At 47.7% G+C, this 21,737-nt stretch carries 19 protein-coding genes; 2 read left to right on the top strand and 17 right to left on the bottom strand.

All coding sequences use genetic code 11. The annotated features are described in order from the left end of the window. Positions 1-15: 15 nt before the first annotated feature. The 17 genes from rpe to LKI20_RS05795 all read right to left on the bottom strand — a co-directional run bounded on the left by rpe (position 16) and on the right by LKI20_RS05795 (position 18,579). Positions 16-681, bottom strand: a complete 666-nt coding sequence (rpe, locus tag LKI20_RS05875) for a ribulose-phosphate 3-epimerase (protein ID WP_291771494.1) — start codon at positions 679-681, stop codon at positions 16-18. Positions 682-715: 34 nt separating this feature from the next. Continuing rightward, entirely contained in the window at positions 716-1,753 is a 1,038-nt protein-coding gene (gene lgt, locus LKI20_RS05870) for a prolipoprotein diacylglyceryl transferase (RefSeq protein WP_291771492.1), read from the bottom strand. A gap of 101 nt (positions 1,754-1,854) precedes the next feature. Continuing rightward, positions 1,855-2,727 carry a tryptophan synthase subunit alpha gene (gene trpA, locus LKI20_RS05865; RefSeq protein WP_291771488.1) on the bottom strand — a complete coding sequence of 291 codons (873 nt, stop codon included), beginning with the start codon at positions 2,725-2,727 and terminating at the stop codon, positions 1,855-1,857. 4 nt (positions 2,728-2,731) lie between these two features. Next, positions 2,732-4,828, bottom strand: a complete 2,097-nt coding sequence (gene trpB, locus LKI20_RS05860) for a tryptophan synthase subunit beta (protein WP_291771485.1) — start codon at positions 4,826-4,828, stop codon at positions 2,732-2,734. Positions 4,829-4,980: 152 nt separating this feature from the next. Next, positions 4,981-6,546, bottom strand: coding sequence for a chorismate-binding protein (locus LKI20_RS05855; RefSeq protein WP_291771482.1), 1,566 nt, complete (start codon positions 6,544-6,546; stop codon positions 4,981-4,983). Continuing rightward, the gene (hisI, locus tag LKI20_RS05850; protein WP_291771479.1) at positions 6,546-6,971 is read right to left on the bottom strand and encodes a phosphoribosyl-AMP cyclohydrolase; all 426 of its coding nucleotides are present in this window, start codon (positions 6,969-6,971) and stop codon (positions 6,546-6,548) included. Before hisI ends, LKI20_RS05855 begins: the two co-directional genes overlap by 1 nt. 109 nt (positions 6,972-7,080) lie before the next feature. Further along, positions 7,081-7,851: an imidazole glycerol phosphate synthase subunit HisF gene (gene hisF / locus LKI20_RS05845; RefSeq protein ID WP_291771476.1), complete on the bottom strand. Its 771-nt coding sequence runs from the start codon at positions 7,849-7,851 to the stop codon at positions 7,081-7,083. A gap of 221 nt (positions 7,852-8,072) precedes the next feature. Next, a complete protein-coding gene (gene rlmN, locus LKI20_RS05840; protein ID WP_291771472.1) occupies positions 8,073-9,299 on the bottom strand; it encodes a 23S rRNA (adenine(2503)-C(2))-methyltransferase RlmN in 1,227 nt (408 codons plus the stop codon). A 19-nt stretch (positions 9,300-9,318) separates the two neighbouring features. Then, positions 9,319-10,311 (bottom strand): phosphatidate cytidylyltransferase, encoded by a 993-nt coding sequence (locus tag LKI20_RS05835; protein ID WP_291771469.1) that lies wholly within the window; start codon positions 10,309-10,311, stop codon positions 9,319-9,321. A gap of 42 nt (positions 10,312-10,353) precedes the next feature. Then, positions 10,354-10,908 (bottom strand): ribosome recycling factor, encoded by a 555-nt coding sequence (gene frr / locus LKI20_RS05830; protein ID WP_291771467.1) that lies wholly within the window; start codon positions 10,906-10,908, stop codon positions 10,354-10,356. A gap of 267 nt (positions 10,909-11,175) precedes the next feature. Beyond that, on the bottom strand, positions 11,176-11,922 hold the full coding sequence (pyrH, locus tag LKI20_RS05825) for a UMP kinase (RefSeq protein WP_291771464.1): 747 nt from the start codon (positions 11,920-11,922) through the stop codon (positions 11,176-11,178). A gap of 272 nt (positions 11,923-12,194) precedes the next feature. Continuing rightward, entirely contained in the window at positions 12,195-13,043 is an 849-nt protein-coding gene (gene tsf / locus LKI20_RS05820; RefSeq protein ID WP_291771461.1) for a translation elongation factor Ts, read from the bottom strand. Between the two features lie 57 nt (positions 13,044-13,100). After that, on the bottom strand, positions 13,101-13,973 hold the full coding sequence (gene rpsB, locus LKI20_RS05815; RefSeq protein WP_291771458.1) for a 30S ribosomal protein S2: 873 nt from the start codon (positions 13,971-13,973) through the stop codon (positions 13,101-13,103). A 210-nt stretch (positions 13,974-14,183) separates the two neighbouring features. Then, positions 14,184-14,669 carry a peptide deformylase gene (gene def / locus LKI20_RS05810; protein ID WP_291771455.1) on the bottom strand — a complete coding sequence of 162 codons (486 nt, stop codon included), beginning with the start codon at positions 14,667-14,669 and terminating at the stop codon, positions 14,184-14,186. A gap of 2 nt (positions 14,670-14,671) precedes the next feature. Next, positions 14,672-16,774 carry an AMP-dependent synthetase/ligase gene (locus tag LKI20_RS05805; RefSeq protein WP_291771453.1) on the bottom strand — a complete coding sequence of 701 codons (2,103 nt, stop codon included), beginning with the start codon at positions 16,772-16,774 and terminating at the stop codon, positions 14,672-14,674. A gap of 41 nt (positions 16,775-16,815) precedes the next feature. Beyond that, a complete protein-coding gene (locus LKI20_RS05800; RefSeq protein ID WP_291771451.1) occupies positions 16,816-17,298 on the bottom strand; it encodes an Rv3235 family protein in 483 nt (160 codons plus the stop codon). A 156-nt stretch (positions 17,299-17,454) separates the two neighbouring features. After that, entirely contained in the window at positions 17,455-18,579 is a 1,125-nt protein-coding gene (locus LKI20_RS05795; RefSeq protein ID WP_291773397.1) for a GuaB3 family IMP dehydrogenase-related protein, read from the bottom strand. A gap of 105 nt (positions 18,580-18,684) precedes the next feature. Between LKI20_RS05795 and LKI20_RS05790 the strand changes: the two genes are divergently transcribed. Together LKI20_RS05790 and LKI20_RS05785 are read left to right on the top strand one after the other, a co-directional pair. Next, a complete protein-coding gene (locus LKI20_RS05790; protein ID WP_291771448.1) occupies positions 18,685-19,902 on the top strand; it encodes an NADP-dependent isocitrate dehydrogenase in 1,218 nt (405 codons plus the stop codon). 175 nt (positions 19,903-20,077) lie between these two features. Then, on the top strand, positions 20,078-21,730 hold the full coding sequence (locus tag LKI20_RS05785) for a hypothetical protein (RefSeq protein WP_291771445.1): 1,653 nt from the start codon (positions 20,078-20,080) through the stop codon (positions 21,728-21,730). The last annotated feature ends 7 nt before the right edge of the window (positions 21,731-21,737 follow it).

Genomic DNA, 21,737 nt, shown 5'->3' with positions numbered 1-21,737 from the left:
TTCCCTTGTTCCGTCTCATGCACGGAAATACTCCTGTGCCTGCGTCCTAATGTAATCTATTGCTTCAGCTGGATTTTCAGCACCGTACACTGCGGAGCCTGCTACCAACACGTCAGCACCGGCCTGAGCAACAACTTGAGCTGTTGAGGAGTTCACTCCCCCGTCAACTTGTATGTGAGTTTGTAAACCCCTGCGGGTTATTTCATCGCGCAGTCGCCGAGTCTTATTCATCTGATTTGCAAGGAACTTTTGGCCGCCAAAACCAGGCTCTACCGTCATGATGAGTATCATGTCGAATTCGTCAAGAATATCGAAAATGGCTTCAACAGATTCCGCCGGACGAACAGCGAAACAGGCTTTAACTCCCATATCTCTCAGCTGACGAGCCAGCCGAACAGGAGCGTGAGTAGCACCCATGTGAAAGGTCACTGATGAAGCTCCCAATTTCGCAAATTCTGGTGCCCAACGATCTGGGTCTTCAATCATCAGATGCACGTCAACAGGAAGATCTGTAACCTCACAAATTCGCTTGACTATAGGTTCACCAAGTGTGAGATTTGGAACAAAATGGTGGTCCATGACATCGACGTGAACCATGTCCGCATTTGAGATGGCTTGCAAATCTCTTTCTAGATTGACGAAATCCGCGGACAGAATACTCGGAGCTATTTGAATCTGCATATCTTCCATTCTAGGGAGTGCGAGAGACGAGACACTACTTCTCGTCTTGGGATGATGTGTGCTGGGTTGTGGTCTCATCTAGAGTCTCGATACCTGTATCACTGCCATCAGCGCTTGACGGTTGAGAAGCAGGCTCTAATGAGTTATCTGATTGCATGTCTGTAGAGTGTTCAGACTCTTGAAGCTGACGTTCTTCAATCTCAGTTATTGTGCGAAGCTTTTCAGCAAGCAGGGCAGTTGACTTGCCACGATTCATCACCACAACGAAGGCCATAACGCCAAGTACAAACACTGCCATCGAAACCCAGACATTCACACGTACACCAAGGAATTCATGCGCAAAATCAATGCGTAAAGATTCAATCCATGTCCTCCCAGCGGTATACCAGATGATATACAACGTGAATAGCGCTCCTGCTTTAAGACTTCGAACAGCTTTACGCCCAATCCAAATCAGCAGTGCAGCACCAATAAGATTCCAAATCATTTCATAGAGGAATGTCGGTTGGAATAGTGTTCCTGTTGGGCATGAACTTCCGTCGTAGCACTGTTCAGTTGAACCAATTGATGTTCCGCTGGTATTGAGTTTCAAACCCCATGGGAGTGTTGTAGGAGCTCCGTACAACTCTTGATTAAACCAGTTGCCTAGTCTTCCAATTGCCTGAGCAACGAGCAGAGCGGGGGCTATCGTGTCGCACAAGAGTGCAGCAGGATAATGACGATGCCTGCACCATGCCCACGCTGCAAGAGCACCAAGAAGTACAGCCCCCCAAATACCTAAACCTCCCTGCCAAATCTTGAAAATATCAACCCAATTACCAGTCGAACCGAAAAAACGCTCTGGTGTAGTGATCACGTGATACAAACGCGCACCGATAATCCCTGCAGGAACTGCGCACAACGCTATGTCAAAGATTTGGTCAGTTGTTCCTCCCAGTCTTTTCCAGCGTACAGATGACATCCAAATGGCTGCTGCAATTGCCAAGAGCATAGTAATCGCATAGAAGTGGATAGTAACTGGCCCAATCGAAAACTGAGAGATTGAGGGCGAAGGGATGTATGCAAGTGTCATAGTTCCTCGATATTCACATGGATTTCAGTATCAAATCCACAAGGCTAATGTGCGACAAGATTTCAGCTTGCCGGTGCTGGACACCGGCTGCATACACCAAGCTAGTGCCTCGCTTGGTGTATGCCTTGGGCAAGTTCCTCAGTCATTTTTGCAAGTGCGGGCAGTCCTTGCGATGCTTCACGAGCTTCACCCTTGTTGTCCAACATGGTGTGAACCAGAGCTGACCCAACAATCACACCGTCGGCATAACTTGCGACTTTCGCACCTTGTTCTGGTGTGGAAACACCGATTCCCACGCAAACATGTTGAGCTCCTGCTTGGCGGATTCGTTGCACCAACAACTCAGGAGAGGATGTGATGCTACTGCGTTCACCGGTAACACCCATACGAGAAGCAGCATACACAAAGCCTCGAGAATGCTGTGCGACCACAGATAGACGTTCGCCTGTTGAGTCGGGTGACGCTAGGAAGATACGATCCAATCCATAACGGTCTGAAGCTTCGATCCAATCCCCTGCTTCGTCTGGAATTAAATCAGGCGTGATGAGACCGGCACCACCAGCGTTCGAAAAATCGCGCGCAAAGCGTTCGACACCATAATGAAATATAAGGTTCCAGTAGCTCATAATCAGTGGCACTCCGCCTGCTTCAGCCACTGTTTCGACAGCATTAAATACTTCAGCAATTTTCTCTCCATGCTGCAAAGCAATCTGAGACGCTGCCTGAATAACTGGACCATCCATTACTGGATCAGAATATGGCAATCCAATCTCAACCACATCGACCCCATGCTCAACAATGGTACGAAATGCATCTAGAGAGAGCTGTGGATTAGGAAAACCATAAGGCAAATAACCGATAAAAGCTGCCTGATTGCGTTCTGAAAAATCATCGAGCAAACTACTGACTGGGCTTGTCGCATGTTTGAATCCCAATGGTTGTCCATCTGCAGGAAGTGATCTGTTATCTGTCATTGCTTCACTCTCCATCCACACTATTGCCATGAGCGCCGTTAGCTTCCAGTGCCTTACTCTGTTCTTCGGTCAGATACCCGAACCACTTACCTGCCGTTGCAACGTCCTTGTCTCCTCTACCGGAAACGTTTACCAGAATCACAGGCTTCTGCACACCCTTAGCGACTAGATCTTTAGCTGCTTTGTACGCTCCTGCTAAGCCATGAGATGATTCCAACGCAGGAATGATCCCTTCACTCTGGCATAAATCAGCGAACGCTGACATCGCTTCATCATCTGTTGCATAGTCGTAATGGACGCGTCCAATATCTTTGAGCCAAGCATGCTCTGGCCCAACGGAAGCATAATCAAGTCCAGCTGAGATAGAGTATGTGTCCAAAGTCTGTCCCTCACTGGTTTCCAATAGATAGGATTTCGCACCTTGGAATACACCAAGCTGCCCTGTTCCTTCTGTCAGTCGAATGGCATGATCTGGTGTTTGTGGTCCATGCCCGCCAGCCTCATAGGCATATAGCTCTACGCGATCATCATCTAGGAAGGCGTTCATTACGCCGATTGCGTTGGAACCTCCGCCTACACACGCCACAACGGCATCCGGATGATCAATGCCATAGTCAGTCTTAAGCTGTTCTTTAGCCTCTTCACCAATAATCTTCTGGAAGTCTCTCACCATTGATGGGAATGGGTGAGGTCCAGCAACCGTCCCCAACAGGTAGTGTGTATCTTCAACATTAGTAACCCAATCACGCAGGGCCTCATTGATAGCATCTTTTAAAATCTTGGTACCCTGAGTAACCTCAACTACCTCGGCTCCGAGCAGACGCATACGAGCAACATTCAATGCTTGGCGACGTGCATCAATCTGTCCCATATAAATACGGCATTTCAAGCCAAGCAAGGCACAAACCGTAGCAGTTGCCACACCGTGCTGGCCAGCACCGGTTTCAGCAATAACACGAGTTTTTCCCATTCGCTTCACCAACAACGCTTGTCCAAGTGCATTATTGATTTTATGAGCACCCGTGTGATTTAAATCTTCACGTTTGAGAAAAACTTCCACCTCAGCACCGACTGCTTTGCTTACCCGTTGCGCAAATCGCGGGGCAGGCGTCAAGCACGATGGTCGACCTACATAATGCTTATTCAAGCGCTTCAGCTCTGCTTGGAACTCTGGATCCTGTTTAGCTTCGTTATATACACGTTCAAGTTCGTCGAGAGCACCGATAAGAGCCTCAGGGACAAATCTGCCGCCATATTGGCCAAAATAAGGTCCTTGATGCGTCTCCAAAGGCCGCTGTTCCGACATTTTTACCCTTTCTCCGCACTCCACCAATCGACGCACAGCAGCGGTATGATCTTCCGCCGTGGCAACGCCTTCTCCGACCAGCACAGCATCCGCTCCGGCACGTGCATAATCTTCTAACTCGACGCTTCCAAACACACCAGATTCCGCTACTCGAACTACATCATCTGGTAAGTCTGCAGCAAGTTCCGCATATTTGCGCACATCGACATGTAAATCCTTGAGATTTCTTGCATTGATACCAATGAGTTTGGCCCCTGCTGCAATCGCACGTTGAATTTCTTCTGCAGTATGCGTTTCAACCAGAGGAATTAGCTCTAACTCATCTGCTAGCTCCAGCAGATGTTTCAATTGATGATCATCTAGTGCTGCAACAATCAGCAATACCAAATCGGCATCGTGTGCTTTGGCTTCCCAAATTTGGTAATCAGTGACAATAAAATCTTTATTCAGAACAGGAATATCCACTGCTGCTCTAACAGCATCTAAATCCTGAAAGGAACCCAGAAAGCGGCGATTCTCGGTCAACACCGAAATTACGCTTGCTCCGCCACGTTCATATTCCTGTGCCAACCCAGCTGGATCAGGAATATCGTTGAGATGACCTTTAGATGGCGAAGCTCGCTTAATCTCTGCAATAACTGGTACCGAATTCTCGGATTTGAGTATGTCAAGAACTGGACGTGGGCTATGCCATTGCTCTTTTACCTGGTGCTTCAATGCGTCCAACGAAACGTGCTCTTCACGTTGACGCTGGTCTTGCAAAGCTCCTGCCACCAAGTCATCGAGTACTGACATATTGCTCCTTGTCGTATATATAAATCTCAACCTAATTGCAAACAACCGATGTGGTACCTCCAGTTGCTTCACATCAAGATGTTTACCTACAGCTTTGTTAGCCACAGACTATCTGCTAAAGCCTGATTTGGCCTATTTTAGGGCACTTATGCTCATGCTTCGGCAAGTTGTGCCGCAATCTGAATCGCTTCTACCGATGCCTCAGCCTTATTGCGGGTTTCTTGCCATTCTGTTTCAGGAACAGAATCAAGAACAATTCCTGCTCCCGCCTGCACACTCGCCTGATGATCGCGTAAGAATGCTGTACGAATCGCAATGGCCATATCCATATTGCCAGAGAAGTCAAAATAGCCGACTGTACCCCCGTAAATACCGCGGTCTGCATCTTCAATTTCATCAATAATCTCAACTGCTCGAGGTTTAGGAGCTCCACTCAATGTACCCGCCGGAAAAGCTGATTTAAAAACGTCAAAAGTACTCAGCTCAGGAATGACTTGCCCTGTCACCGTAGATGCAATATGCATAATATGGCTGAATCGTTTAATATCCATGAGTGACACCACTTCAACCGAACGCGGGATACACACACGAGACAAGTCATTTCTCGACAAATCCACCAGCATAATGTGTTCGCTTCGCTCCTTTGGATCTTCAAGGAGCTCTTTTGCCAGTCTTTCATCCTCTTCGGGAGTTGCACCGCGGGGACGTGAACCTGCAATAGGGAAAGTCATAGCATGACCGCGTTCAACCTTAATCAAAGTTTCTGGACTGGAGCCAATAACATTAAAATCACGGCCTTCAACATCAGTCAAAGCAAAGAAATACATATACGGACTTGGATTCAGGGTACGCAACACTCGATATACATCAAAAGGATCTGATGGAGAATCAAGATCCAGCCGTTGCGAAATCACTACCTGAAACACATCACCATCCACAATGTGACGCTTGGCGGCCTGCACTGCACCTTCATAATCATTTTTAGCAGTTCGGAATCTTAAATCAGGCCTGCTGATATCGCTATCTAATACATTGACACCTGACTTGCCACTGACATTTTTGGAAGCGTCTCGTTGCATCGCGTCAAGTCTACGTATTGCTTCGTCGTAAGCTTCTTCAACTTTTGTGGGTTGGTTATCAACGTTGACTGCATTAGCTATCAGCCATAGCGATCCGTCCATATGATCCACTACCGCAATATCAGTCGCCAAGGCCAGTGCCAACTCAGGCTGCCCTGTTTCATCGGGGGCTTCGGCCCGAAGAGTTGGTTCCCAATGTCTAATGGCATCCCATCCAACTGTGCCCACAAGACCACTTGTCAGACTAGGCAATCCTTGAACGTCAGGGGCTTTCAACACCTTGAGAGCTTGGTGTGCAACCTCCATCACATCGCCCTGATCGGGTATACCGGTAGGAACATGTCCAAGCCAGTTTGCACGCCCATGATCCGAACGAAGCTGGGCTATAGAATTCACCCCGATGAAGGAATATCTATTCCACGAACCACTATGTTCAGCGGTTTCTAATATAAAGGTTCCACTTCGCCCACCTGCAAGACGCTCATAAAAACCCACTGGAGTTAGCGCATCACCAAGAAGCCTTCTTACTACGGGAAGAACGCGGAAGCCCTGTGTAGCAAGCGTTTGAAAGTCTTGTTTGGAAGGCCATGTCTCGCCCCATCGTAAATGCCGCACATCACAACGCACATCAGCTGCCATCAGATATCCTCCTCGCTGGCATCCCGAAAGCCCTCTGTACTGGGCAATTCACCACCCGCATCAAAACAAGAACGTGCTCCGGTATGGCAAGCAGCTCCGACTTGATCAACTGAAATCAATAGCGCGTCACCGTCACAGTCGATATGTACTGCTTTGACATACTGAACATGGCCTGAGGTGTCACCCTTACGCCAATATTCCTGCCGCGATCTAGACCAGAACGTTACTCTGCCAGAGGTTAGAGTCCTTCGCAAAGCTTCTTCATTCATATAACCGACCATCAATGCTTCTTTGCTGTCGTATTGCTGCACGACAGCCGCAACAAGTCCTTTAGCATCGAGTTTTAATCTTTTCGCAATTGCGGGGTCAAGAGCTGGTCCTGTACCAACTGCTGCTGTATCTACCGCACTGCCATCCACACTCATAATTTTGTCGGATTCCTTCTCTGAACGATGCACACCGCTATAAAAGCCTTTACCAAGCTCTCATCGTATTGCATGAGATAACAAATTGTTAACTAACGTTCACCAGGGGCTAGCGAACTGTATAGCCCGCTTGAGCCAAAGCGGTCTTTACCTCACCTATGGTGACCTTGCCGTAGTGGAAAACAGAAGCTGCTAGCACTGCATCAGCACCCGCGGCAATTGCCGGAGGGAAATCCTCAACTTTGCCTGCCCCTCCGCTAGCAATAATTGGAATTGAGACCTCGCGTCTTACCGCCGAAATCATTTCAAGATCGAAACCATCTTCGGTACCGTCAGCATCCATGGAATTCAGTAGAATCTCACCAGCGCCAAGTTCCTCTGCTCTTTTGGCCCACCAGATAGCATCAATGCCAGTGGCCTTCTTGCCACCCATAGTGGTTACTTCAAAACCTGACTGAGTGTGACGTTCTCCACGCTCTCTGCGTGCATCCACAGACAATACCAACACTTGGCACCCAAATCTGTCTGCAATTCTCTCGATCAACGATGGGTCATTGATTGCAGCAGTATTGACGCCGATTTTATCTGCCCCACAGCGCAGCAGCGAATCTACATCCTCAACGCTACGAACTCCGCCACCCACCGTAAGCGGTATGAAAAGTGTGTCGGCAGTTCTACCGACCACATCAACCATAGTTCCACGATGTGCAGTTGATGCAGTAACGTCCAAAAAGGTGACTTCATCAGCACCCTGTCGATAATATTCTGTAGCGAGTTCAACAGGATCTCCGGCATCACGAAGGTTTTCGAAATGCACGCCCTTAACCACGCGGCCTGAATCCACATCCAAACAAGGGATAACTCTGACCGCAAGCGACATCTCATGCCTCCATATCTCATTCATAGCAATCGCACAGCTCTGATAATTACCAAAGATAATGCTAAAAATCTGCATCTCAGGTAACTGTCCGGTGCGAAGAATCTCAAGCTATACACGAATTACTATTCATGCAAGACTCATAAGACCAGAGTAACTGTATCAGCAGACGCTATATCGCTAAACGTTCACGAAGTTGCATCTGAGCAAGAGATGATGACACCTCATGATTGCTGATGTGTTTGCATTTTTGCTGCCAATTGTCCGCATGCACCATCAATTTCCGAACCTCGTGTATCACGCAGAGTCGCAGCAATACCTGCCCTATGTAGTATTTCCAAAAAGCGTTGCTCATCTTCAGGCTTTGACGCGGTCCACCTCGATCCTTCTATAGGATTCAGCGGGATTGGATTTACATGTACCCAATCATCACCATAGTGGTTTAACCGTCTTGCTAGTTGTCGCGCATGAATCTCTTGATCGTTGATTCCTCGCATAAGGGCATACTCAATACTGACACGACGCTTGGAAGCGATGTAATAGTCGTGTGCAGCATCCAATACCGCCGTGGTATTGAAACGTTTGTTCATAGGAACCAGCTCATCACGCAATTCATCTGTTGGCGCGTGTAGGGATACAGCCAGGCGCACAGGCAGTCCCTCTTGTGCTAACTTCCTCATTCCAGGAACTACTCCAACTGTGGAGATGGTAATGTTGCGCGCCGATATTCCGAATCCTCCTGGCGCTAAGGTACTAATTTGCCGTACAGCGCTCATCACTGCTCTGTAGTTGCCCATCGGCTCGCCCATACCCATAAACACGACATTACTTAATCTGCCAGGTCCTCCCGCAATTTCACCATTGCGTACAGATGCTGCAGCAATCCTGACCTGTTCAAGTATTTCGCCAGTTGACATATTACGAGTCAAACCGAGTTTGCCAGTTGCGCAGAAGGGACATCCCATGCCACAACCTACCTGGCTAGAAATGCACAATGTAGTTCTGTTGGGATATCTCATAAGCACTGACTCAATCTCAGCACCATCAAATAGCTCCCACAGAGTTTTGACTGTGGTGCCTTCGTCTGCTTCTTGTACTGCAAGAGGCTTAATCAGCGTCGGGAAAAACCGTTCGGCGACTGTTGCGCGAATATCTGCAGGAAAATCAGTAAAGCTTTCTGCATGTGTTGAGAGATGCTCAAAATAATGATTGGCTAGCTGCTTCACTCGAAACTTTGGCATATTCAAGGCAAGCGCAGTTGACTGACGTACATCAGGTGTCATATCCGCAAAATGCACAGGTGGTTTACCTCTTCGAGCATGATTTGAGGCAAGTACATCCCGAAAAGCCCCTGTATTGCCGCCTGGAGTGATTCCTGAGTCAATCTGTTGATTCTCAGCTGGCAAATGCTCTTCGCTCACTACCTCGGTCTCGTTTCTTGTAATCTGCATACGTTATTTCCTCGCCCCGTTATATGCCCGCGAAATATAGAACTAGTGTGATAAACGGTGCAGATAACAGGATTGAATCCACACGATCTAGAACACCGCCGTGACCTCTGAGTAAATGTCCCATATCCTTGATGCCTATATCTCGTTTCAACATTGAAGCGCATAAGTCACCAAAGGTACCAACGATTCCTGTCATTACTCCCAACACCACTGGGACCCACCAACTCGAAGCCCATTGTGCCGAATCGTACGTAGTTGCAACAATGGCGAAAGCTCCGAGAGTACTGAATACCATCGAACCCAAAAGACCTTCGACAGATTTTTTGGGTGAAATTCTCGGTGATAATTTATGTTTACCGAACCAAGCACCAAAGAATAAACCACCAATATCACTCAATGCCGGAAGGAAAATGCTTATGAAGGCATGCGCAATCGGATGTCCGCCGAAAGTGAGCGGTAACACTAGGAAACAAGCCAGCAGGGGAATATAGAGAACTGTAAATAATGAAGCTCCTACATTGCTGATTCTGCTCTGATGTATACCCTCGTCAACATCAGCTTTGTTATAGGATGACTCAACCCTTGCATGCGAATCAGTACTCGACAACTTGCGTGCCACAGCGACAGAAACTCTGGTACCCATATTGATACGTGTAGATGCACTCAAACATACCAACACTACTGTTGCCATGATGCACAACATCATGGCAAGCAGGTGCGAAGGTGCATAATATGTCACGAGAATGGATGCGCTTGAACATAAGCACAAGGTCAGCAAGGGTGTATGCAGGCCTGCTGTCGCAAAATCAACACGCAACTCCCACAGCCCAAGAATCATAAACACCATAATGAGTACAACAAAAACATCGACTCGGATTAACAAACTCGCCAGAATAACCACCACGAGTAGAGCACCAGTTGCCACAGCTTGTGGCATATTTCGTCCAGTACGTTTATTGATGGACTCAAGCGCTTCCTCTGCGTCGGCGTGCCTGTCTCCAGAATGAGTCATTGTTGCCTTCCAGTCCTGCGAGAGAAATCTGTGCCTTAGGGCTCAGACCTCAAGAATCTCCTTCTGCTTACCTTCAAGCAGTTCATCAATCTGGTCGCTGACCTTTTTAGTAAGGGCCTCAAGATCCTTTTGCAGACGGTCACCTTCATCCTCGCCAAGATCGCCATCTTTAACTGAGGACTCGATGCCTTCCTTCGTTTTGCGACGAATGTTGCGGACAGCGACTTTACCTTCCTCAGCTTTAGTCTTAGCCAGTTTCACATACTCTTTGCGTCGTTCTTCGGTCAACTCAGGCAGGGCAACACGGATGACGTTGCCATCTCTATTAGGGTTGACACCCAAGTCTGAATCACGAATCGCTTTTTCAACCGCCGCAGCCTGTGATGCGTCAAAAGGCGTTACAGAAAGTGTACGTGGCTCAGGAACGCCAATAGAAGCCAGAGCTTTCAGTGGTGTAGGTGCACCGTAATAGTCAACCACAATCCCGTTGAATAAAGCTGGATTTGCTCTTCCTGTGCGAATGCCTGAAAAATTCTCTTTCGTAGCCTCGACGGACTTGTTCATCTGTTCCTTGGCCTGATCTACCACATTCGCCATTGCTAGCTCCTTTTGTTTTTACACATTTCGTGTGCAGATTGAACTGCGCTCTTTTATGCACTACCTCTTGTATTAAGTATGCCCTGTTGTCTAGTGAAACACTGCAACGTACTGATAAGTTCTCGAGCAATGTCACTGGAAAAGTATGTTGTTGTTTCGGCTACTACTGCACTCATGTCGTGTCTCGCAGCTTGGAGTACTTACCTTGGTTGACAGTCTTCACCAACAGTGATGACATTGCACCCTCAGCTGGCTAACAGCCTGAATTTAGAGAGTAAGCGAATCCCCACCGCACACTAAGGTTCCTATCTGATCACCTTCCAAAGCTTTGGTGACATTTCCAGGCTCTTCAAGACCAAAAACTCTTATTCGCATATTGTTATCTCTAGCCATAGAGAGCGCTGAAGCATCCATCACAGCAAGATTGTCAACGAGGGCTCGTTTATAACTCAGCTGAGTGAACATTTTTGCTTCTGGATCTTTGCGCGGATCGGCCGTATATACCCCGTCTACTCCGTTCTTCCCCATCAAAACCTCAACACAATGAATTTCTAATGCTCGTTGAATGGAAACCGTATCAGTAGAAAAGTATGGCATACCAGCTCCGGCGCCAAATATCACCACACGCCCTTTTTCCAAATGGCGAATAGCTTTCTGCGGTATATATGGTTCAGCAACTTGCCCCATGGTAATAGCCGTTTGTACGCGAGTTGCCTGACCTTCTTGTTCAAGAAAGTCTTGCAATGCTAAGCAGTTCATTACGGTGCCGAGCATACCCATATAATCACCACGAGAACGATCAATTCCTGCTTGGCTGAGTTGAGCACCCCTGAAGAAATTCCCGCCACCTACAACAATGGCAACCTGTACACCATGCCGTGAAGCTAGTTCAATTTCGCCCGCAACTCTGCGAACTACTGAAGTGTCCACACCGACAGCACCCCCGCCAAATGCTTCCCCAGAAAGCTTCAGCAATACTCTTCGTGCGTGAACGGTCGGGTCGGTGTCAGTCATATGAAGCCTTTCTGATAACTGTAAGTCCTTAGCAGACCGTCTAACAGGATATACACGAACTGAGACATATATGTACTGTTTGACCCGTGCTTCATCGCACAGCAAGGGTTATACGCCGCAGACGCTTCTCTCACAGCATCAGTTCCGTGAAGAGCGCAATAAGCAACCCTAGTTAGACACTGGGCCGCAATGCAGCAATAACAAGGACTTTAAGGACAACAAAAAGGACGGTCAAGACGACCGCCCTTAATGAACACTCTCACTACTGAGATTTACTCTTCACCCTTACCGACTTCAAGGCGAGCAAAGGCGATTGCCTTGCCCTGTGCTTCCTTGAAAAGATCAGCGATGGTGCGAGAGGAATCCTTCACATATTGCTGTTCAAGCAATACGGTTTCCTTGAAGAAGGAGTTTAGACGACCTTCAACAATCTTAGGAACGATCTTCTCAGGTTTGCCTTCTGCTAGTGACTTCTCTGTAGCTACTCGACGCTCAGACTCCACTACGTCAGCTGGAACGTCTTCACGACTGAGCCACTTCGGGCTCATAGCAGAAATTTGCAGGGCCACCTCATGAGCGACAGCAGAACCAGCTTCATCGGTTGCGATAATAGCCACGATTGACGGTGGAAGTTCAACCGACTTGTGGTGAGCATAAATCTCAACCTTAGGACCTGATACCTTGGCAAATTGGCCAAGCTTTACATGCTCATGGAACAAAGCGCCAGCTTCTTCCACGGTGTCGTTAACAGTTCCAGCCTCAGAAGCCGCTTGAAGAGCTTCTTCAGTATTCGATGCATCTGCCTTTGCCACATCTGCGACAACAGCGTCACCGAATTCCACGAACTTCGGAGTCTTAGCCACGAAATCGGTTTCAGAATTCAACTCGACTGCATATGCCGTCTGTCCTTCAGCAGTATCTTTTACGGTTGAAGCTATAAGACCTTCTTGTGCCTTACGACCTTCGCGTGCTCCGGCTGCCTGAATACCCTTCGCCCTAATGATTTCCTTGGCACGAGCAACATCGCCCTCAGCTTCTGTCAGTGCCTTTTTCACATCCATCATGCCAGCGCCCGTGGCGTCACGAAGCTCTTTAATAAGTGCGGCTGTGATCTTTGCCATTCATGTTCTCCTCTGATGATAAAAGCCGCCCCGCTATGAACGGGACGGCCAGCAAACTTACTTGGCTTCGGCCGTTTCGGTCTTGTCCTCAGCAGTAGCTTCCGCCGCTGCCTCAGGTGCTGCAGCCGCCTCGTCTTTTGGCGCCTCAGCAGAAGTCTGTGCATCTTGCTTCTTCAACAGTTCCTGTTCCCACTCAGCCAACGGCTGCTCAGCAGTGGTTTCAGCCTTGCTCGCCTTGTTTGAACGATCGAGCGTGCCTTCGGCAACCGCATCGGCCATCAAGCTGGTGAGAAGCTCAATGCCACGAATCGCGTCATCGTTAGCTGGAATAGGATATTCAACTTCTTCTGGATCAGTGTTGGTATCGACCAATGCGACAACCGGAATACCCAACTTATGGGCCTCTTGCACTGCAAGAGCTTCCTTGTTGATATCAACGATGAACAGCGCCGAAGGCGTACGGTTCATGTTACGGATACCACCGAGTTGCCTGTCGAGTTTGTCCTTTTCACGCTCAAGGAGCAAGAGCTCCTTCTTGGTCAAGCCTGAAGCATGAACATCAGTGAAATCCATCTCTTCCAGTTCCTTCAAACGTGAAACACGCTTCGAGACGGTCTGGAAGTTGGTCAGCATGCCGCCGAGCCAACGCTCGCACACATATGGCATGTTCACTCGTGTAGCCTGGCTCTTCACTGCTTCCTGAGCCTGCTTCTTGGTACCAACAAACAAGACCGTGCCGTTGTGAGCAACAGTTTGACGAATGAAGTCATAGGCCTTGTCGATGAGTTCAAGAGACTTAAAAAGATTGATGATATGGATGCCGTTGCGCTCCACCAAGATGTACTGCTTCATCTTTGGGTTCCAACGACGGGTCTGGTGACCGAAATGGACGCCTGCCTTGAGCATTTCGCTCATGGTAATCTGTGCCATATTGAATTGTGCCTTTCATTGCCGGTTATTGCCTGGCCATGTGAACCTGAGTGCAACCCGAAGGCCGACCGACACAGGACATCGCTTACATGACGCGAATTCGTGTGTCTGATAGTGGATTCATGGCGAATTCGACGCTTGCGACTACGTCAAATTCATAGCGACACACAAGAATTTAGAATATCACATATTGCGGCCATACTGCGCTGTTTACTGACCCTGACTTCTGAGTTCTCGCAGCGCTTTACGTCTAACGTCTTTTTCAAGACGGTCTATATACACATGCCCGTCAAGATGGTCGCATTCATGTTGCAACATACGTCCCATCAAACCGCTACCGTCAAGGACTATTTCTTTACCATCAAGGTCGATACCACGGACACGCGCGTAATCAGCTCTTCTAGTTTCGTACCACAAACCAGGCAGAGATAAACATCCCTCGTCTCCATACTGTTCACCTGAAACTTCTTCAATAACTGGATTAAGCACATACCCCACGCGCCCATCGATATTAAAAGAGAACGCCCTGAGACTCACACCAATTTGGTTAGCTGACAATCCTGCCCGTCCAGGATCGTCAACTGTTTCAATCAAATCTTGTACCAGTCGTCGTACAGCCGGTGTGATGGTAGTAATGGTTTCACAGGGTGTACGAAGTACGGGATCCGGAACTACCCGAATGTCACGAATTGCCACAATTACTCCTCGTTGGCGTCACTTTGCTTATCGTCATTCGACTTGGTGAGTGGCGTTTGTTCGGCATCTTGCTCCGCGTCAACTTGGCCTTCGTCATCCTGCGTCGAACGAATTCTCTCGGAAACGCTAGCAAATGAATCCGACACATTTGTTCTCGCACGATCTAAAGCCTCACGCATCTCATTGATTTTAGGCATAGCGGTTTCCTGAGCCATATTTACTAAAGGAGTAACGGAGTCGCTTGCTTTTTCGATGAACTTGGACGTTGCAGGTACAGTTCGTGCATTGGGATTCTTTGGCGCATAGAGGATTTTGTCAATAAGCTGAGCATAGATTTTGAGCACTTGTGGTCTGATGACCTTCATACTTGGTGTCAACGTCCCTTGTTCTTGAGTAAAATCTTCGTCAAGAATGATGAACTTTCTTACGGATTCAGCTCGAGATACCGTGCTATTTGCCTGATCCACATACTGCTGAACAAAAGCCCTAACAGCGTCATTCACTGCAGCCTCTGGAATTGACATATGAGGATCAAGGCTTTGCGACTTCAACCATGAACTCAACATATCTGGGTCAAGCGTAATCAAGGCTCCAATAAACGGTTTACCATCGCCCACTACGACCGATTGGGAGACAATAGGACAACTAGAAATCGTGTCTTCCAAAGGAGCCGGACTGATATTCTTTCCCCCAGCGGTAATAATAATGTCTTTCTTTCGACCGGTAATGAATACAAAACCATTGTCATCAATCGTGGCTAAATCGCCAGTATGAAGCCAGCCATCAGCATCAACGACGTTTTTATCCATCCTTTTGCTGCCGTAATATCCGACAAAGACATTGGGCCCCTTGACTAAAAGTTCATCGTCATCCCCAAGTGCCACCGAAATTCCTGGTCCTGGTCGTCCAACAGATCCAACCTCATTTTCAATTTCTCCGTTAACGCAGCATGGAGCAGCAGTCTCTGTCATGCCATATCCCTGAATAAAGGTGATGTCATCTATACCGTTGAAAAAATGAGCCAAATCTGCATTCATTGGAGCTCCACCACACGCAAGAAAACGCAGGTTCGGTCCCAACGCAGAACGTATTGAGCTGCCAACTGTACTCATAAAGAACTGATGCTGCATGCGCTGTGGCAGAGAGTGTTTGCCGTGTTGCTGTTCAGTTTTTGACCATTGCACGAAGTGTGAAAATGCTTTGGCAAACAATCTACCGCGCAAACCTGCACCCGCCTTTTGAGATGCAGCGTTGTATACCTTCTCAAACACGCGGGGCACACCAAGCAAGTATGAAGGTTTAAAACTTCGCAAATCTGCCAAGAGGTGTTTCGTGTTGGGCACATAGCCAACGACACCACGAGATCCGATTGCAACATATTGAATGTAGCGAGCAAAACAATGAGCAAGAGGGAGGAATAACAGCAAACGGGTGGGAGCCGCAAGCATATTTGGCAAGGCCTCATAACCCGCATACACAATGTGTGTGAAGTTACGATTTGTTAGCATCACACCTTTAGGCTTCCCTGTGGAACCTGATGTGTACACAATGGTGTTGAGATCATCAGCTTTCACATCACCGATACGCGCATCCAGATCTTCGTCAGAAATAGATTCTCCGAAGTCACAAACAGCATTGAGCCCACCGGATTCAAAGTTGAATACATAAGTCAAACTTTGCGATGTGCCTCGCAGCATTTCAAGCGTCTGTGCATGATCGCTATCTCCTGCAAATGCCACTACCGGCTTAACGTCTTTAACAATAGCTGTGGCCTGTTTACTGGAATCAGTCTCATAGATTGGCACTGATACAGCACCGATGGATGCACAAGCAAAATCAACAACTCCCCAGTCGTAACTGGTAGCTGAATAGATAACAACACTGCTCCCCTTCTGCACGCCGAGTGCCACCAAGCCTTTAGCGACTTCACGAACGCGCTGGAGCATTTGTGTCGCGCTGACATCGTGCCACTCTTTGGTGTATTGGTCTTGCCACTGTGCAATGACGTCATCAGGATAGTGTTCCACTCGATTATTAAGCAGCGAAAAAACAGTATCCTCATCGTTGGTTGGACGAGATGTCTCTACAGAAAATTCTCTAAGCATAGGCTCTACTATATGACCTTGCACCTTACAAAGTTGCTCATTCAGCCAAGATCAAGCATGGTGCATACCCACCGCTCATTTCGTAAACGCAAAATAACGTTTGCCCAGTACTGTGTTCGCCCAATATTCATATGAACCAACACTTCGACTCTTTGAGGGCTTACGAGGACTGCGTGCAAATTTCTTGCTACAACAGGTAAGCGCAGCATCTCCCGTTGTATATCAGCAGAACGCACCCAGTGCTCATCAAGTATAAGAGTAAACATCTCCAGTTTGCTAATAACGGGTAAATCAACTGCCTTCCTTAATAATCTTGCATCCAATCTTCCTCTAATGACGTCCACAGCCATACATGCCAGACGACACGCCGACACTGATAAACCTAGACAAAGCTCATCACTAACTGAACTTGGAGAACACCGTGCTAGATGTAGAGGAACTGGAAGCATGCCAACGCCTAATTCAATGATGCGCTCAAATGATGCAATTCCATACATTTTCGTTCCAGTGGCAACCTCATTCATAATCGCTCCTTAATACCAAAGATGCTCGTAGAATCATTACATTCCACGAGCATCTCAAGAATTACAGCGAAAGACCAACACCGCACCATAACAATGTGGATATGTGAATACCCTCAACATTCCACTACCTGTTTGCACGATTTGGTATTTATGTGATTATGCCTCACCAAATGGTGTAACAACGACCGAACAACGTTGGAAATTCTTGATATCAACATAACCAGTCGAAGCCATAGCGCGACGAAGAGCCCCAACAAAATTCGTGGTGCCATCAGGCTGATGGCTCGGACCATTGAGAATCTCCTCCAGAGAAGCAACTGTGCCCACATCTGCTCTAAACCCACGAGGCAGCTCATGGTGCCGAGCCTCTGCCCCCCAGTGTTTGCCCTGCCCAGGTGCTTCGGCAGCACGCGCAAGTGGCGTCCCTAGCATCACAGCATCAGCACCCATTGCTAGCGCCTTAACGAAACTTCCGGAATTGCCCATTCCGCTATCTGCAATGACTTGAACGTATCTGCCACCCGATTCATCCATGTAGTCGCGTCGAGCCTCGGATACATCGGCTATTGCGGTCGCCATAGGTGCATGTACCCCAATGGTCGTTCGGGTTGCTGAAACTGCGCCTCCCCCAAAACCAACAAGAACTCCAGCTGCACCCGTGCGCATGAGATGGAGAGCAGCCTGATACGTTGCTGCACCACCAACAATCACAGGAACATCAAGTTCATAGATGAATTGCTTAAGATTCAGTGGTTCGTGAGATGTTGAAACGTGTTCAGCTGAAACCGCGGTGCCACGAATAACAAAAAGATCCACACCAGCTTCAATCACTGTTGACGAAAACTGCTGAGTCCTTTGGGGAGACAAAGCTCCAGCTACCGTAACTCCTGCGTCACGAATTTCGTGCAAACGCTGAGTAATTAGCTCAGGCTTAACTGCCTCTGCATAGATCTCTTGCATGCGTCGAGTTGCTTCGGTCGCCGGGAGATGTGCAATCTCGTCGAGCAGTGGTTGTGGGTCTTCATACCGCGTCCACAATCCCTCTAAATCTAGGACTCCGAGTCCACCAAGTTTCCCCATTTCAATCACCGTTTTAGGGCTACTTACAGAATCCATTGGTGCGGACAACACCGGAATATCAAATTCGTAAGCATCCACTTGCCATGAAGTGGAAACATCCTGAGGATCACGGGTCCTTCTGGATGGGACGATGGCTACATCGTCTAGCGAGTACGCCAGACGACCTTTTTTACCTAGACCAATTTCGATTTCCTGAGACATAATCATCAGATTAATGCGCATGCCCGACCGCTCGAGTAATGTCAGTAACATCCGTCGAGTAATACTTGACCAGGAATTCCCATTATTACATTCAGGAGGCACTGCATGGCCAAAATCAAAGTTGAAGGCACAGTCGTCGAGCTTGACGGCGACGAAATGACTCGCGTCATATGGAAAGACATCAAAGACAAGCTCATACTTCCATACCTTGATATCAATCTTGATTACTACGATCTTGGCATCGAATACCGTGACTCCACCGATGATCAGGTCACGATTGACGCGGCAAATGCTATTAAGCGTGAACATGTCGGAGTTAAATGCGCGACTATCACACCTGACGAAGCACGCGTCAAGGAATTTGGACTGAAACGTATGTGGAAGTCCCCCAATGGGACAATCAGGAACATCCTCGGTGGCACAATCTTCCGTGAACCTATCGTAATTTCCAATATTCCCCGGTTAGTTCCTGGCTGGAAACAACCGATTATCGTTGCTCGCCACGCATTCGGAGACCAATACAAGGCTACAGATTTCCAAGTACCAGGCAAAGGTAAGTTGACTGTAACCTTCACTCCTGAAGATGGCAGCGCACCTATCGAACATCTGGTGTTCGACTACCCGGGTTCTGGAGTTGCGCAAGTTCAATACAACATAGATGAATCGATTATCGGATTTGCAAGAGCCTGCTTCAATTATGGACTCCTGCGACATTACCCGGTATATCTCAGCACTAAGAACACCATCTTGAAAGCATACGATGGTCGTTTTAAGGATATTTTCGCACAAATATTTGCCAGTGAATATGCGGAGCAATATAAGGCTGCTGGCCTCAGCTACGAGCACCGTCTCATCGATGACATGGTTGCCAGCTCGTTGAAGTGGCCAGGTGGTTACGTTTGGGCTTGTAAAAACTACGACGGTGATGTGCAGTCAGACACCGTAGCCCAAGGATTCGGCTCACTAGGGCTTATGACCTCTGTATTGATGACACCTGATGGTCAAACTGTTGAGGCTGAAGCCGCTCACGGTACAGTCACCAGACATTATCGACGCTGGCAAAAAGGTGAGAAGACCTCCACTAATCCAATTGCTTCGATTTATGCTTGGACAGGTGGTCTTAAGCACCGCGCAAAACTTGATAACACACCGGAAGTTGCTCATTTTGCTGAATCCCTTGAACAAGTCATTATTGCGACAGTTGAATCAGGAAGTATGACCAAAGATCTTGCAAGCCTGGTTGGTCCCGATCAACAATGGTTAGACACTGAAGGTTTTATGAACGCCCTTGACGAAAACCTGCAGAAGGCCCTAAGAAAGTAGTTTGTCAAAGACAACACACGCTGCACTATATGTGCGGATACACAAGTTTCAACAATGTGTATCTGCATGTATAGTGCAGTTTTTCGCATGTTATGAACATGTCCACATTCAGGCAATACTCTTGCTAATGACCGATAATAGAGTTTTGGTAGGCATTTGGATTTAAAGGGGAAACGTGAAACTTCGTGACAACAGGCAGCACAACGGTGCACGTAAATATATGCACCATTCGTTGACAGCTGTGCTAGCGACGGTTCTCATTGTTGCAATTTCAGGGTGCAGTCCAACTCCTGACACCAGCGATAGCAGCTCAGCTTCCAACACTCAATCAGCCAGTATTGGGAGTGCAGCAATATTCACGCCTTCAGATGGCATTACGTTAACGCAACACACGCCATTAAATAAGTGGACTGTTTTTGTATCTGAACTGAGTTCTTCCCTGCAACAAGCACACATGCAGAAAAAAGCAATCACTTCTCATAGTTACGACACTCTTGATGAACAGAGCCAGGCTATCCAAGATTACGTTGTCAGCCACGTCTCTCAATCTAGCTCATCTGCCGCAAGCAGCAGCTCATCAAGCAGCAACACCAATGCTGAGACGCTTATCGTTGCGCCGGTTATTGATACCGCAAGCTTTCAACATCAATTTGGTGATTATTTTGGCAGTGCCCTACAACAGACAGCTTTGTCGTCAACCGCGACACCAAGTGCTGCAACATCGGACACTGCAAGCCCCAGCACAAGTTCCTCAACAAGCTCTTCAAGCGTTGAGCAGCAGGCGATTGTGCGCTTACAATCTGCACTCAATCTCGCCAAAAAATCCGGTATGCATGTGGTACTCCTATCTTCCACACTCGAGGATTTCACACCGGATCTATATGTTCCTATGTCATCGGTGAAACAGATGGCTCAAGTGCAGGCAAAGCAACTTGTTAATAAGCTCGAACTCGACAAAACCAGTAAGGAAAATCCTAAGCAGATTGAAATCATGTTGCCCACAGATTCATCTGCTTCATCAACATCTGCTGACGAATTCGATAAAACTGCTTTCGCAGCTATTTGGGAGGTGCTGGGACCATACTTCCGCAGTGGTGCAGTAAAGAGCCCTTCCGGTCTTTTAGACAGCAAGAGCACTGCGGACAGTTGGCAATTAGTGAGTTTCAACGCCAGCAATGAGGATTCCATCAAAAAAGAACTCACTATACGCTTAGGTAAACAATCCAAATCAGCAAGTAGCCGTACCCGCGTAGACGGCATTCTCGCTATGAATGATTATGTGGCTTCTGAAATCACAACCACTCTGACATCACTGGGTTATACAGGTAGCTCTGCCGATATCAACCCTGAAATTTCCATCGCTGGAATCGTTGACAATATCACCGGTAAAGCAGACCTGAAAAAAGATAAAGTTCCTGATCCAAGTATTGCTCCAACATCTTCAGAAGACTCTAGTGACTCTTCGAAGGATACAAGCTCGAATAACTCTTCTGAAAGCACTGGAAGCTCTGCAGATTCAAGCAGCAGCGCTTGGCCCATCGTTACTGGATATGGCGCTTATCTAGATAACATACCCAGCATTGTTAACGGTCAACAATGGATGACAGCTCTAGAAGATCGAAAAGCTATTAGTAATTCCCTTGCTAAAGCTGTCAGATTATTGAATCTTAAACAGTCCTTAAGCAGCATTGATGGCATTTCTAACGAGAAAAACAACGGAATAAGCTCTCCAACGCTACAACATCAGTTACTTACTGTATCGGCATCAAATCTTAAAACCGCGCTGATAGATACCGACTATGTCACCGCTGCTGATGCTGGTCTGTAAAACCACT

The organism is Bifidobacterium sp. (assembly GCF_022647885.1).
In the GTDB taxonomy this organism is placed as follows: Bacteria; Actinomycetota; Actinomycetes; order Actinomycetales; family Bifidobacteriaceae; genus Bombiscardovia.
The sequence above is the reverse complement of the archived record's forward strand: the minus strand, read 5'-3'. Positions and strand labels throughout refer to the sequence as shown.